The 12,520-nt window shown below is 74.2% G+C and carries 11 protein-coding genes, 1 rRNA gene and 1 pseudogene; 11 read left to right on the top strand and 2 right to left on the bottom strand.

The features are described from left to right. The 3 genes and pseudogenes from rrf to AB0O36_RS22555 form a co-directional block, all read left to right on the top strand. Nucleotides 1–91 (top strand): 5S ribosomal RNA (gene rrf / locus AB0O36_RS22565); the annotation flags it as partial. 204 nt (nt 92–295) lie between these two features. Continuing rightward, nucleotides 296–985, top strand: a pseudogene (locus tag AB0O36_RS22560) (RNA helicase); the annotation flags it as partial. Between the two features lie 642 nt (nt 986–1,627). Then, nucleotides 1,628–2,434, top strand: coding sequence for a tetratricopeptide repeat protein (locus AB0O36_RS22555; RefSeq protein ID WP_365113326.1), 807 nt, complete (start codon nt 1,628–1,630; stop codon nt 2,432–2,434). Nucleotides 2,435–2,555: 121 nt separating this feature from the next. On the opposite strand, the gene AB0O36_RS22550 is transcribed toward AB0O36_RS22555, so the two are convergent. Beyond that, on the bottom strand, nt 2,556–3,827 hold the full coding sequence (locus AB0O36_RS22550; RefSeq protein WP_365113300.1) for a DUF1015 domain-containing protein: 1,272 nt from the start codon (nt 3,825–3,827) through the stop codon (nt 2,556–2,558). A 134-nt stretch (nt 3,828–3,961) separates the two neighbouring features. Here AB0O36_RS22550 and AB0O36_RS22545 point away from each other — a divergent pair, with 134 nt between their 5' ends. The 4 genes from AB0O36_RS22545 (at nt 3,962) to AB0O36_RS22530 (ending at nt 8,176) form a co-directional block, all read left to right on the top strand. Next, nucleotides 3,962–4,990, top strand: a complete 1,029-nt coding sequence (locus AB0O36_RS22545) for an HAD hydrolase-like protein (RefSeq protein WP_365113298.1) — start codon at nt 3,962–3,964, stop codon at nt 4,988–4,990. Between the two features lie 158 nt (nt 4,991–5,148). Continuing rightward, the gene (locus AB0O36_RS22540; RefSeq protein ID WP_365113296.1) at nt 5,149–6,195 is read left to right on the top strand and encodes an iron chelate uptake ABC transporter family permease subunit; all 1,047 of its coding nucleotides are present in this window, start codon (nt 5,149–5,151) and stop codon (nt 6,193–6,195) included. Between the two features lie 68 nt (nt 6,196–6,263). Beyond that, on the top strand, nt 6,264–7,283 hold the full coding sequence (locus tag AB0O36_RS22535; protein WP_365113324.1) for an iron chelate uptake ABC transporter family permease subunit: 1,020 nt from the start codon (nt 6,264–6,266) through the stop codon (nt 7,281–7,283). A 20-nt stretch (nt 7,284–7,303) separates the two neighbouring features. Beyond that, a complete protein-coding gene (locus tag AB0O36_RS22530; protein WP_365113323.1) occupies nt 7,304–8,176 on the top strand; it encodes an ABC transporter ATP-binding protein in 873 nt (290 codons plus the stop codon). A gap of 41 nt (nt 8,177–8,217) precedes the next feature. Here AB0O36_RS22530 and AB0O36_RS22525 read toward each other — a convergent pair whose 3' ends face one another. Further along, entirely contained in the window at nt 8,218–8,565 is a 348-nt protein-coding gene (locus AB0O36_RS22525) for an SCP2 sterol-binding domain-containing protein (RefSeq protein WP_365113294.1), read from the bottom strand. A 45-nt stretch (nt 8,566–8,610) separates the two neighbouring features. Here AB0O36_RS22525 and AB0O36_RS22520 point away from each other — a divergent pair, with 45 nt between their 5' ends. The 4 genes from AB0O36_RS22520 (at nt 8,611) to recN (ending at nt 12,510) form a co-directional block, all read left to right on the top strand. Next, nucleotides 8,611–8,862: a hypothetical protein gene (locus AB0O36_RS22520; RefSeq protein ID WP_365113292.1), complete on the top strand. Its 252-nt coding sequence runs from the start codon at nt 8,611–8,613 to the stop codon at nt 8,860–8,862. A gap of 7 nt (nt 8,863–8,869) precedes the next feature. Further along, nucleotides 8,870–9,685, top strand: a complete 816-nt coding sequence (locus AB0O36_RS22515; RefSeq protein ID WP_365113290.1) for a TlyA family RNA methyltransferase — start codon at nt 8,870–8,872, stop codon at nt 9,683–9,685. A 50-nt stretch (nt 9,686–9,735) separates the two neighbouring features. Further along, the gene (locus AB0O36_RS22510) at nt 9,736–10,644 is read left to right on the top strand and encodes an NAD kinase (protein ID WP_365113321.1); all 909 of its coding nucleotides are present in this window, start codon (nt 9,736–9,738) and stop codon (nt 10,642–10,644) included. A 138-nt stretch (nt 10,645–10,782) separates the two neighbouring features. Beyond that, nucleotides 10,783–12,510, top strand: a complete 1,728-nt coding sequence (gene recN, locus AB0O36_RS22505) for a DNA repair protein RecN (RefSeq protein ID WP_365113319.1) — start codon at nt 10,783–10,785, stop codon at nt 12,508–12,510. Nucleotides 12,511–12,520: the final 10 nt, after the last annotated feature.

The raw sequence follows: 12,520 nt of genomic DNA, 5'->3' as shown, positions 1-12,520 counted from the left end.
GCCCGGTTACATTTCGAACCCGGAAGCTAAGCCTTTCAGCGCCGATGGTACTGCAGGGGGGACCCTGTGGGAGAGTAGGACGCCGCCGAACAATCTTTCAAAGGACCCTTGGTCCTCAGCGTTCACGCTGAGGACCAAGGGTCCTTTTTGTATTTGCACGCTTTACGCCGAAGCGCGGCCATGGGCTGGTTGCGCGAGAATGACTAGCGGTACCCCGAAGACAGGAGTCACACCCATGTCCAACTCTCCCGACGATCGTCCGGAGCGCGAGCCCCGTCGCTACGACGGTGGTGGTGACCGGGGTGGCTACCGCGGGGGCCGTGACGACCGCGGTGGCCACCGTCGTGACGACCGCGGCGGCCGGCCGGCCGGTGGCGGTGGCGGTGGTTACCGTCGCGACGACCGCGGTGGCGACCGTCCGCCCTTCCGCCGTGACGACCGTGGCGACCGCCCGAGCTACCCGCGTCGTGATGACGACCGTGGTGGCTACCGTCGCGATGACCGTGGTGGGGACCGTCCGTCCTTCCGCCGTGACGACCGCGGCGACCGCGGTGACCGTCCCAGCTACCCGCGCCGCGACGAGCGTGGCGGGGACCGTCCGTCGTTCCGTCGTGACGACCGCGGCGAGCGCCCCAGCTACCCGCGTCGCGATGACCGCGGTGACCGCGGTGACCGCCCGAGCTACCCGCGTCGTGATGACGACCGTGGTGGCTACCGTCGTGACGACCGTGGTGGGGACCGTCCGTCCTTCCGCCGTGACGACCGCGGCGACCGCGGTGACCGTCCCAGCTACCCGCGCCGCGACGAGCGTGGCGGGGACCGTCCGTCGTTCCGTCGTGACGACCGCGGCGAGCGCCCCAGCTACCCGCGCCGTGACGACCGCAGTGACCGGGGCGACCGTCCCGGCTACCCGCGTCGTGACGATGACCGTGGTGGCTACCGTCGCGATGACCGTGGTGGGGACCGTCCGTCCTTCCGCCGTGACGACCGCGGTGACCGCGGTGACCGTCCCAGCTACCCGCGCCGCGACGAGCGTGGCGGGGACCGTCCCAGCTACCCGCGTCGTGATGACGACCGTGGTGGCTACCGTCGTGACGACCGTGGTGGGGACCGTCCGTCCTTCCGCCGTGACGACCGCGGCGACCGCGGTGACCGTCCCAGCTACCCGCGCCGCGACGAGCGTGGCGGGGACCGTCCGTCGTTCCGTCGCGATGACCGCGGCGAGCGCCCCAGCTACCCGCGCCGTGACGACCGCAGTGACCGGGGCGACCGTCCCGGCTACCCGCGTCGTGACGAGCGTGGCGGGGACCGCCCGAGCTACCCCCGTCGTGACGACCGGGGCGGCGACCGCGGTGGTTTCCGTCGTGACGACCGTGGTGGGGACCGTCCGTCCTTCCGCCGTGACGACCGAGGCGACCGCGGCGACCGCGGCGACCGTGGTGGGTTCCGTGGTGGCCGCGATGACCGCGGTGGCGACCGCGGCGGTTACCGCGGTGGCCGTGACGACCGGGGTGGTTACCGGGGCCGCGAAGAGCGGGACCGCGACTACCGTGACCGCAGCGACCGCGAGCCGGTGAAGCGGCTTCCGATCGATGAGGACGTCACCGGCGACGAGATCGACGCCGACGTGCGCCAGGAGCTCATGAGCCTGCCCAAGGGGCTGGCCGAGGAGGTCTCCCGCAACCTGGTCATGGTCGCCCGGCTGATCAACGAGGAGCCGGAGCAGGCGTACGCGTACTCGCGGATCGCCCTTCGCCTGGCCTCCCGCGTCGCCGCCGTGCGCGAGGCCGCCGGCTTCGCCGCGTACGCCACGCAGAAGTACAGCGAGGCGCTCGCCGAGTTCCGGGCCGCCAAGCGGATGACCGGCTCGGTCGAGCTGTGGCCGGTCATGGCCGACTGCGAGCGCGGTCTGAGCCGTCCGGAGCGGGCGCTGGCCATGGCCGGCGAGCCCGAGGTGCAGAAGCTGGACAAGGCCGGCCAGGTCGAGATGCGGCTGGTCGCGGCCGGGGCCCGGCGGGACATGGGGCAGCTGGACGCGGCCATCGTGACCCTGCAGAGCCCCGAGCTGGCCTCCAGCTCGGTCCAGCCGTGGTCCGCGCGCCTGCGGTACGCGTACGCCGACGCCCTGCTGGCCGCCGGCCGCGAGGACGAGGCGCGCGACTGGTTCGCCAAGGCCGCCGAGGCCGACAAGGACGGCTCCACCGACGCTGCCGACCGCCTTGCGGCGATGGACGGCATCGAGTTCGTCGACGCGATGGAGGACGAGGACGAGGACGACGAGCTGGACGCGGTCGACGCGGCCGAGCTCGCCGCGGCCGAGGCCGCCTCGGACGTCACCGAGTACTACGACGAGGACGACGAGGAGTACGAGTCGGACGAGTCGGACGACGACGAGCGCGCCGAGGCCGAGGCCGAGGGCGGCTCCAGGGACTGACCCGCCGGACCGTCATCGAGCGGTCGCCGGTGAACGAAGAGGGCGGCACCCCACCAGGGGTGCCGCCCTTTCGCGTTTCCGCTCCCTTGCGCGGCTGCCCCGCGGGGGGCGCGCCGGTGGGTCAGTCCAGGCTGCGCAGGACCAGGCCGGTGGCCGGCTTGGGGCCGAACGAGGTCGACTTGCGCGGCATGGTGACGCCCTGCCGGGCCAGGTCGCGGACGACCTCCTCGTGCACCGGGTGGAGCAGGACGGCCGTGCCGCCGGCCCGTTCCGCCATCGCCACCGTGGCCTCGGTGTCGTGGATGTACGCGATGTGCTCGGGTGCGTCGGGGATCCGCCACAGCTCGTCGAGGAGGGTGGCGTGCAGCACCGTGGCGTCCAGTCGGCGCCATGCCTCCGGACGGTCGTGCCGTACGGTCCGGTCGATCAGCGCCGGGTCCGGGTCGGTGACCAGGTGGAAGTCGCCGTCGCCGGCGAGCAGGAAGGCGTTGCCCGCCCCGGCCGCCTCGCCGAGCGCGGCCATGGCGGCCGGGAGGGGCCCCTCGACCCTGCGGACACGGAAGGAAGGGGCGAGCGCGGCCAGGGCCTCGGCCACCGGCAGGCGGCGGAGCAGCCGGTGGATGGCGCGGACCCGCAGCGGGTAGCGGACCGTGTCCACGAGCAGGACCAGGCCGAAGTCCCAGGCACCGGGCGCCGACTGCTCGGCCTGGAGGCGCAGGTAGGTGGCCCAGCGGTGGTGGCCGTCGGCGATGAGGGCCTGGCGGTGGCCGAGGTCGGCGGTGACCGCCGCGATCTCCTCCGGGTCGGTGACCGCCCACAGGCGGTGGCTGAAACCGTCCTCCGTGGTGGTGGCGAACAGCGGCGGACGGGCCACGGCGGCCTCCACCACCCCGGCCGCGCCGCCGTCCGGCTGCTCGCCGCGGTAGGTGAGCAGCAGCGGTTCCAGGTTGGCGGCGGTGGTCCGCATCAGGCCGGCCCGGTCGGCGACCACCTCGGGCATGACGTCCTCGTGGGGGAGGACGATGCCGTCACCGGGCGGGGTGAGGGCCAGTGCGCCGATGACCCCGCGCTGCAGGAGCTCGCCGCGGCGCTGCTCGTAGACGTACAGGGCGGGCTCGGGATCGGTGCGCAGGATGCCCTCGGCGAGCCAGTCGCGGAGGGTGCGGGCGGCCTGTTCGTTGCGCTCCCGGGGGGTCGCGGCCTGCGGGAGGATCAGCCGGACGATGTTGTGCGGTTCGGCGGACTCCAGGGCGTTGAGCCCGTCGGGGCGTACGACCACGTCGTACGGGGGCGAGGTGACGGCGGCGAGGCTGCCGACGCGCTCGGGGACGTAGCGCAGTCCACGGAAGGGGATCAGGCGCAGTCCGGGTCCCTCGGTAGGTGGTGTGGTCATTGGTGCATGGTAAGTCGCGTCTCGGCATACGGGATGATCGGGGCAGTGCGAAAAATCAGACAGGATTCACGGGAATTCCCGCCACCGGTCGTCGAGGACGGCCGGCGCGGGGAGCGGCACGAGGAGCGGACGGCATGACCCGGCTGAGCAGGACCAGGCCCGCGGGCAGTGGGCAGCGGCTGCACCAGGCGTACGACACGGCCCTGCTGGACCTCGACGGGGTGGTGTACGCCGGCGGCGAGGCCATCGCGTACGCGGTGGCCTCGCTCGGCACGGCACGGGCGGAGGGCATGCACCTCGCCTACGTCACGAACAACGCGTTGCGCACCCCCGAGGCGGTGGCGGGGCACCTGACGGAGCTGGGCATCCCGACGGAGGCCGCGGAGGTGATCACCTCGGCGCAGGCGGTGGCCCGGCTGATCGCCGAGCAGGTGCCGGCGGGTTCGCGGGTGCTGGTGATCGGTGGCGAGGGGCTGCGGGTGGCGCTGCGCGAGCGGGGACTGGTCCCGGTGGAGTCGGCGGACGAGGACCCGGCCGCGGTGGTGCAGGGGTACGGCGGTCCGGACCTGGCCTGGGGCCGGTTCGCGGAGGCGTCGTACGCGATCGCGCGCGGAGTGCCGTGGTTCGCGTCGAACACCGACCTGACGATTCCGGGGGCGCGCGGGATCGCGCCGGGGAACGGGGCCGCGGTGGAGGTCGTACGGATCGCCACGGGTGCGGAGCCGCAGGTGGCGGGGAAGCCGCTGACGCCCATGCACCGGGAGACGGTCCTGCGGACCGGGGCCGAGCGGCCGCTGGTGGTCGGGGACCGGCTGGACACCGACATCGAGGGCGCCTTCAACGGCGGGGTGGACTCGCTGCTGGTGCTGACCGGGGTGACGGACGCGGCGCAGCTGCTGCGGGCGGAGCCGAGGCACCGGCCGACCTACGTGGACCGGGACCTGCGCGGCATGCTGACCGGGCAGCCGGAGGTGTCCGGGGAGGGCGCCGGGTTCCGCTGCGGGGGCTGGACGGCGGTGGCGGCGGACGGGGTCCTCGGCCTCCGGGGCGAGGGCGACCCGATGGACGGGCTGCGGGCGCTGTGCGCGGCGGCCTGGACGGCGGCGGGGGACGGGACGTGCACGCTGGACGCCGGTAAGTCGCTGGCCGTGCTGGGACTCTGACGGGGGCTCGGCGGCGACCGGGCGGGCACTCGGCGGGGGTTGCGGCGGGGAGTCCGGCGCAGGGTCGCGCGGTGCGGGCGGCACGGGCGCGGGGTGGTGAGCGGCGCCCGGCGGACGGCCGTCGGGTCTTGATGGCAGGGTAGGCTAACCTAACTTGCGTGTTGGTCGAGAGTCCCCCCGAACAGAGCGCGGCGCCGGTCGCCGCCCCCCGTGCGCGCCACGGTGCCCGCACGGCCGGCCTGCTGGCCGCCCTCGCCGTGCTGGTGGCGATCGCCCTGACGAGCCTGGCCACGGGCGCGAAGGCGATGCCGGTCGGCGACGTCTGGCACGGCCTGTTCCACTACACCGGAACGCCGAACGACGTGGTCGTCCACGACCTGCGGATCCCGCGCACCCTGCTCGGCCTGATGGTGGGCACGGGACTGGGCCTGTCCGGGGCGGTGATGCAGGCGCTCACCCGCAACCCGCTCGCCGAGCCCGGCATCCTCGGCGTCAACGCGGGCGCCGCCGCGGCCGTGGTGTCGGCGATCAGCTTCCTCGGCGTCACCTCGCTGAGCGGGTTCCTCTGGTACGCGCTCGGCGGTGCCGCGCTGGTGTCGGTCGTCGTGTACGTGCTCGGCGGCAGCCGCAGCGCCACCCCGGTGCGGCTGGCGCTCGCCGGTACGGCGGCCAGCTTCGCCCTCACCGGCTACATCAACGCGGTGCAGCTGATGGACAGCAAGGCGCTGGACAAGCTGCGCTTCTGGACGGTCGGTTCGCTGGCCACCGCCAACATGGAGACCGTGCGTCAGGTGGCGCCGTTCCTGCTGGCCGGTGCTGCGGTGGCCCTGCTGCTGGGCCGGCCGCTGAACGCCATGGCGATGGGCGACGACACCGCCCGGGCGCTCGGCGCCAACCTCACCCGGACCCGTGTCACCGCCATGGTGGTCATCACCCTGCTGTGCGGGGCCGCGACCGCCGCCTGCGGGCCGATCACCTTCATCGGCCTGATGGTCCCGCACCTGGTGCGCACCTTCACCGGCCCCGACATGCGCTGGGTGCTCGCCTATTCGGCGGTGCTCTCGCCCGCGCTGCTGCTCGGCGCGGACGTGCTCGGCCGGATAGTCACCCGGCCCGCCGAGCTCCAGGTCGGCATCGTGACCGCGCTCGTCGGCGGGCCCGTCTTCATCTACCTCGTCCGGCGCAAGAGGATGGCCCAGCTGTGACCGCGAAGCTCCGTACGCGTCCCGCCGCGCGCTCCGGCCCGCGGACCGGCCCTGCGGGGCCGCGAGCCCTGCGTGGGCCCGGCGGCCTGTCGCTGCGCGTGGAACCGCGGGCGCTGGCGGCCTGCCTGGTGCTGGTCGCGCTGACGCTGGTGATGTCCGTCGTCCTGATCGGCACCGGCGACTTCGAGATCGCGCCGTGGGACGTCGTACAGACCCTGCTCGGCAACGGCGCGCCCGCCGACGACTTCATCGTCAACGACCTGCGGCTGCCGCGGGTCGTGGTGGCGGTGCTGGTCGGCGCCGCCCTGGGGCTCTCCGGCGCGGTGTTCCAGTCGGTGTCGCGCAACCCGCTCGGCTCGCCCGACCTGCTCGGCTTCAACTACGGCGCCGGAGTGGGCGCGCTGCTGGTCATGGTCGTGGTGGGGGGCGACTCCTCCCAGGTGGCGGCCGGCGCACTGGCCGGCGGTCTGCTGACCGGTGCCGCGATCTACCTGCTGGCGCACAAGCGGGGGGTCAACGGCTACCGGCTGGTGCTGGTCGGCATCGGGGCCTCCGCGATGCTCGTGGCGGCCATCCAGTACCTGCTGACCGTGTCCGAGCTGGTCGACGCGACCCGTGCGATGGTCTGGCTCACCGGCTCGCTGGCCGGGCGGGACTGGGACCACGTGACCCCGCTGGCGTGGTGCTGCGCCGTACTGGTCCCGCTGGTGCTCTCACAGGGCCGGGCCCTGCGGATGATGGAGATGGGCGACGACGCCGCCCACGCGGCGGGCGTACGGGTGGAACGCACCCGGTCGGTGCTGACCGTGTCGGCGATCCTGCTGTCCACGGCCGCGGTCTCGGCGGCCGGCCCGATCTCCTTCGTGGCGCTGGCGGCACCCCAGCTGGCCCGCCGGGTGACCCGGTCGCCCGGGTCGAACCTGGTGTCCGCCGCGCTGATGGGCGCGGTCCTGCTGCTGGTGTCCGACTGGGCCTCGCAGCGGGCCTTCGGCGCGGACCAGCTGCCGGTGGGCGTGGTGACCGGGCTGGTGGGCGGCGTCTACCTGCTGGGGCTGCTGGTCACCGAGCGCAAGGCGGGACGCATATGACCTCGCGGCAGATGACCTCGATGCAGACGACGCAGGCAACGCAGACGACGCAGGCAACGCAGACGACGTACAGGAGTGGGCAAGTGCAGCAGCGGCTGGCCGCGGAGAACGTGACGATCGGCTACGACGACCGGGTCATCGCGGAGGACCTGTCGGTGGCGGTCCCCGACAACTCCTTCACGGTGATCGTCGGCCCGAACGCGTGCGGGAAGTCCACGCTGCTGCGGGCGCTGTCGCGGATGCTCAAGCCGACGGCAGGGCGGGTGCTGCTGGACGGGCAGGCGATCGGCTCGCTGCCCGCGAAGAAGGTGGCGAAGACCCTCGGTCTGCTCCCGCAGTCCTCGATCGCGCCGGACGGCATCACGGTCGCGGACCTCGTCTCGCGCGGCCGCTACCCGCACCAGGGACTGCTGCGGCAGTGGTCCCCGGAGGACGAGCGGATCGTCCGGGAGTCGATGGAGTCGACGGGGGTCGCCGAGCTCGCCGACCGCGCGGTGGACGAGCTGTCCGGCGGGCAGCGGCAGCGGGTGTGGATCGCGATGGCGCTGGCCCAGCAGACGCCGCTGCTGCTGCTCGACGAGCCGACCACCTATCTGGACATCCAGCACCAGCTGGACGTGCTCGACCTGTGCGCGGAGCTGCACGAGCAGCAGGGGCGGACGCTGGTGGCGGTGCTGCACGATCTCAACCAGGCCGCCCGGTACGCGACGCACCTGATCGCGCTGCGCGCGGGGCGGGTCGTGGCGGAGGGGCCGCCGGAGGAGGTCGTCACGGCCGAACTGGTGGAGGAGGTCTTCGGGGTGCGGTGCTCGGTCATCTCCGACCCGGAGACGGGGACCCCGCTGGTCGTGCCCGGGCCCCGGGCGGCGCGGCGGCGCACGGCGGCGGCCTGACGGCCGTTGCCCCGGCCGGGCGGGGCCCGCGCCGGAACGGGTCAGAGCATGGTGCGGAGGCGGAGGAGGTCGCGGAAGCCGGCTTCGAGGCGGATGCGGCCGGAGGCCCAGGCCCTGGCGAAGTTGAGTTCGCCGGAGACCAGGGAGACCAGGTCGTCGCCGGTCATGGCGAGGCGGATCTCGGCCTTCGTGCGCGGCGGGCCCGAGGCGACGCCGTCGACCCGGATCCGGCCGCCGTCGAGGCGGCCGGTGAAGGTCCGGTCCAGATCCGTGATGTGGCAGCTCAGGGAGCGGTCCAGCGCGGCCGCGCCGCGCACGCCCTCGTCGGCCCGGGCCAGGTTGCCGGACAGCTGGTCGAGTGCGGCTCGGCACTCCTCGATCGTCGCCATGGTGCTGCCGACCGTACCGCAGCGGTTGGGGGTAGCGTCGGGGCCATGAACGAGGAAGAGCACGGCCCCGCCCCCGCCGGGGCCGCCGGGGCCGACGGGCACCGCCCGCTGGGGGTCGTACGGACGCCCACCGGACGGGACGGGATCGACGAGCGGCTGGCCCGGCTCGGCGATGTCGACGACCTCCCCGCGGACGAGCACCTCGCCGTGTACGAGGATGTGCACAGGGGGTTGCGTGACGCGCTGACCGCGCTCGACGCGCCCCCGGGTCCTCGTCCGTACGAAAACAGGAGCTGAACCGAACGTGGCAGGAGTGGCACGCCGCCGCCTGGACGCCGAACTGGTCCGCCGCAACATGGCGCGCTCGCGCGAGCACGCGGGCCAGCTGATCGCCGCCGGCCGGGTCACCGTGGGCGGCACCACCGCGACCAAGGCCGCCACCCAGGTAGAGACCAGCGCCGCGCTGGTCGTGCTGAAGGACGACAGCGACCCCGAGTACGTGTCGCGCGGCGGACACAAGCTCGCCGGGGCGCTGGCGGCGTTCACCCCGCTCGGCCTGCGCGTCGAGGGGCGGCGGGCGCTGGACGCGGGCGCGTCCACCGGGGGCTTCACCGACGTGCTGCTGCGCGCCGGCGTCGCGCACGTCGTCGCCGTCGACGTCGGCTACGGCCAGCTCGCCTGGTCGCTGCAGAGCGACGACCGGGTCACCGTGAAGGACCGCACCAACGTCCGCGAGCTGACCCTGGAGCAGATCGACGGGAAGCCGGCCGACCTCGTCGTCGGCGACCTCTCCTTCATCTCGATCGGGCTGGTGCTGCCCGCCCTGGTGCGCTGCACCGCGCCCGACGCCGATCTGGTGCTGATGGTCAAGCCGCAGTTCGAGGTCGGCAAGGAGCGGCTCGGCAGCGGCGGTGTGGTCCGCAGCCCCGAGCTGAGGGCCGAGGCGGTGCGCGAGGTGGCGCGGCAGGCGGGGGAGCTGGGACTCGGTGTCCTCGGCGTGACCGCGAGTCCGCTGCCCGGCCCGTCCGGCAACGTCGAGTACTTTCTGTGGCTGCGGGCGGGGGCTCCGGCACTCGACCCGGCGGATGTTGACCGTGCAGTGGCGGAGGGGCCGCGGTGACACACACATCAGGCGGGACGGACACGAGGAACGAGACGGGCGGGGCGGGGGTGGCGGCACGGCCCACGGGGCGGACCGTCTTCCTGGTGGCGCACACGGGCAGACCGGCCGCGATCCGCAGTGCCGAGCTGGTCGTGCAGGGGCTGCTGCGCTGCGGACTGGGCGTACGGGTGCTGGCGCACGAGGCGGCGGACCTGCCGCTGCCGCCCGAGGTCGAGCTGGTCACCGAGACCACCGAGGGCGCGCTGGACGGCTGTGAGCTGCTGATCGTGCTGGGCGGCGACGGCACCCTGCTGCGCGGGGCGGAGTTCGCGCGCGGCTCGGGCGTGCCGATGCTCGGGGTCAACCTGGGCCGGGTCGGCTTCCTCGCCGAGGCCGAGCGGGACGACCTGGACAAGGTCGTCGACCGGGTCGTCACCAAGGCCTACGAGGTCGAGGAGCGGATGACCCTCGACGTGGTGGTGCGCAGCAACGGGGACGTGGTCCACCACGACTGGGCGCTCAACGAGGCCGCCGTGCAGAAGGTGTCGCCGGAGCGGATGCTGGAGGTGGTGCTGGAGATCGACGGCCGCCCGGTGTCCGGGTTCGGCTGCGACGGGATCGTCTGCGCCACGCCGACCGGCTCCACGGCGTACGCGTTCTCCGCGGGCGGGCCGGTGGTCTGGCCGGAGGTGGAGGCGCTGCTGATGGTGCCGATCAGCGCGCACGCGCTGTTCGCGAAGCCGCTGGTGACCTCGCCCACATCGGTGCTGGCGGTGGAGGTGCAGACGCGCACCCCGCACGGGGTCCTGTGGTGCGACGGCCGGCGGACCGTCGAGCTGCCGCCCGGCGCCCGTGTGGAGGTCCGCCGGGGCAGCGTCCCGGTCCGGCTGGCCCGGCTGCACCACGCCGTCTTCACGGACCGGCTGGTGGCGAAGTTCGCCCTGCCGGTGGCGGGGTGGCGCGGAGCGCCGCACTAGAGCCGGATTTAGAACGCCTGTTCGGTGCCGATTGTCCTGCTCGGTACCGGTCGACGGGGTGACGTCGCGGGGTGACGGGCGGGGCGACGTCGCATGGCGCCGCCCAAACCTCGGTATGGTCGGTCCGTGCTTGAGGAGATGCGGATACGGTCGCTCGGTGTCATCGACGACGCGGTGGTCGAGCTGTCGCCCGGTTTCACCGCGGTGACCGGCGAGACCGGCGCGGGCAAGACCATGGTCGTCACCAGCCTCGGGTTGCTGCTCGGCGGCCGGGCGGACCCGGCGCTGGTGCGGCTGGGATCCAAGGCCGCGGTGGTGGAGGGCCGGATCGTGGTGCGCCCGGACGCGCCCGCCGCCGTGCGGGCCGAGGAGGCGGGGGCCGAGCTGGACGACGGCGCCCTGCTGATCAGCCGTACGGTCTCGGCCGAGGGACGTTCCCGCGCCCATGTCGGCGGACGGTCCGTCCCCGTCGGCCTGCTCGGCGAGCTCGCCGACGACCTGGTCGCCGTACACGGGCAGACCGACCAGCAGGGCCTGCTGCGGCCCGCGCGGCAGCGGCAGGCGCTGGACCGGTACGCCGGTGACGCGGTCGCCGTCCCGCTGGAGAAGTACGGCGCCGCGTACCGCCGGCTGCGGGCCGTCTCGGCCGAGCTGGACGAGATCACCACCCGGGCCCGGGAACGCGCCCAGGAGGCCGACCTGCTGCGCTTCGGCCTGGAGGAGATCTCGGCCGTGGAGCCGCGGGCCGGTGAGGACGCGGAGCTCGCGGCGGAGGCGGAGCGGCTCGGCCACGCCGAGTCCCTGGCCTCGGCGGCGCTGCTCGCGCACGCCGCGCTGGCCGGCAACCCGGAGGACCCGGAGGGCGTCGACGCGAACACGCTGGTCGCGGGCGCACACCGGGCCCTGGAGTCCGTACGGGCCCACGACGCGGCGCTGGGCGCGCTCGCCGAGCGGATCGGGGAGCTCGGCATCCTGCTCGCCGACGTGTCCGGGGAACTCGCGGGCTACGCCGACGACCTGGACGCGGACCCGCTGCGGCTGTCCGCGGTCGAGGAGCGGCGGGCCGCCCTCGGCCAGCTCACCCGGAAGTACGGCACGGCGGAACACACCGTCGACGCGGTGCTCACCTGGGCCGAGCAGGGCGCGGCACGGCTGCTGGAGCTCGACGGCGACGACGAGCGGACCGGCGAGCTCACCGCGGAGCGGGACGGGCTGCGGGCGGAGCTGTCGCAGCTGGCGCAGGCGCTGACGGACGCGCGGACGGAGGCGGCGGAACGCTTCGCGTCCGCGGTCACGGAGGAGCTGGCCTCGCTGGCGATGCCCCACGCACGGGTGACGATCGCCATCCGGCAGAGCGAGGACCCCGAAGGGGTGGAGGTCGGCGGCCGGCCGGTGGCGTACGGGCCGGCCGGCGCGGACGAGGTCGAGCTGCTGCTGGCCCCGCACCCGGGCGCGCAGCCGCGGCCGATCGCCAAGGGCGCGTCGGGCGGTGAGCTGTCCCGGGTGATGCTCGCGGTGGAGGTCGTCTTCGCCGGGTCCGACCCGGTGCCGACGTACCTCTTCGACGAGGTGGACGCGGGCGTGGGCGGCAAGGCGGCGGTGGAGGTCGGCCGGCGGCTGGCCAAGCTCGCGAAGTCGGCCCAGGTGGTGGTCGTGACGCACCTGCCGCAGGTCGCGGCCTTCGCGGACCGTCAGCTGCTGGTGGAGAAGACCAACGACGGGTCGGTCACCCGGTCCGGGGTCACCGTGCTGGAGGGCGAGGACCGGATCCGGGAGCTGTCGCGGATGCTCGCCGGGCAGGAGGACTCGCAGACGGCGCGGGCGCACGCGGAGGAGCTGCTGGCCGCGGCCAGAGCGGACGCGTGACCGTCGGCGG

Origin of the sequence: Streptomyces sp. NPDC089799 (genome assembly GCF_040684755.1) — a bacterium.
Taxonomy (GTDB): domain Bacteria; phylum Actinomycetota; class Actinomycetes; order Streptomycetales; family Streptomycetaceae; genus Streptomyces.
Note: the sequence above shows the minus strand (reverse complement) of the source record. Positions and strands in the feature narration are given on the sequence as shown.

Excerpts from the sequence above, each read along its gene's own strand:
- AB0O36_RS22550 (WP_365113300.1), bottom strand. The coding sequence starts at position 3,827 with ATGACCACACCACCTACCGAGGGACCCGGACTGCGCCTGATCCCCTTC.
- AB0O36_RS22545 (WP_365113298.1), top strand. The coding sequence starts at position 3,962 with ATGACCCGGCTGAGCAGGACCAGGCCCGCGGGCAGTGGGCAGCGGCTG.
- AB0O36_RS22530 (WP_365113323.1), top strand. The coding sequence starts at position 7,304 with ATGCAGACGACGCAGGCAACGCAGACGACGCAGGCAACGCAGACGACG.
- AB0O36_RS22525 (WP_365113294.1), bottom strand. The coding sequence starts at position 8,565 with ATGGCGACGATCGAGGAGTGCCGAGCCGCACTCGACCAGCTGTCCGGC.
- AB0O36_RS22520 (WP_365113292.1), top strand. The coding sequence starts at position 8,611 with ATGAACGAGGAAGAGCACGGCCCCGCCCCCGCCGGGGCCGCCGGGGCC.
- recN (WP_365113319.1), top strand. The coding sequence starts at position 10,783 with ATGCGGATACGGTCGCTCGGTGTCATCGACGACGCGGTGGTCGAGCTG.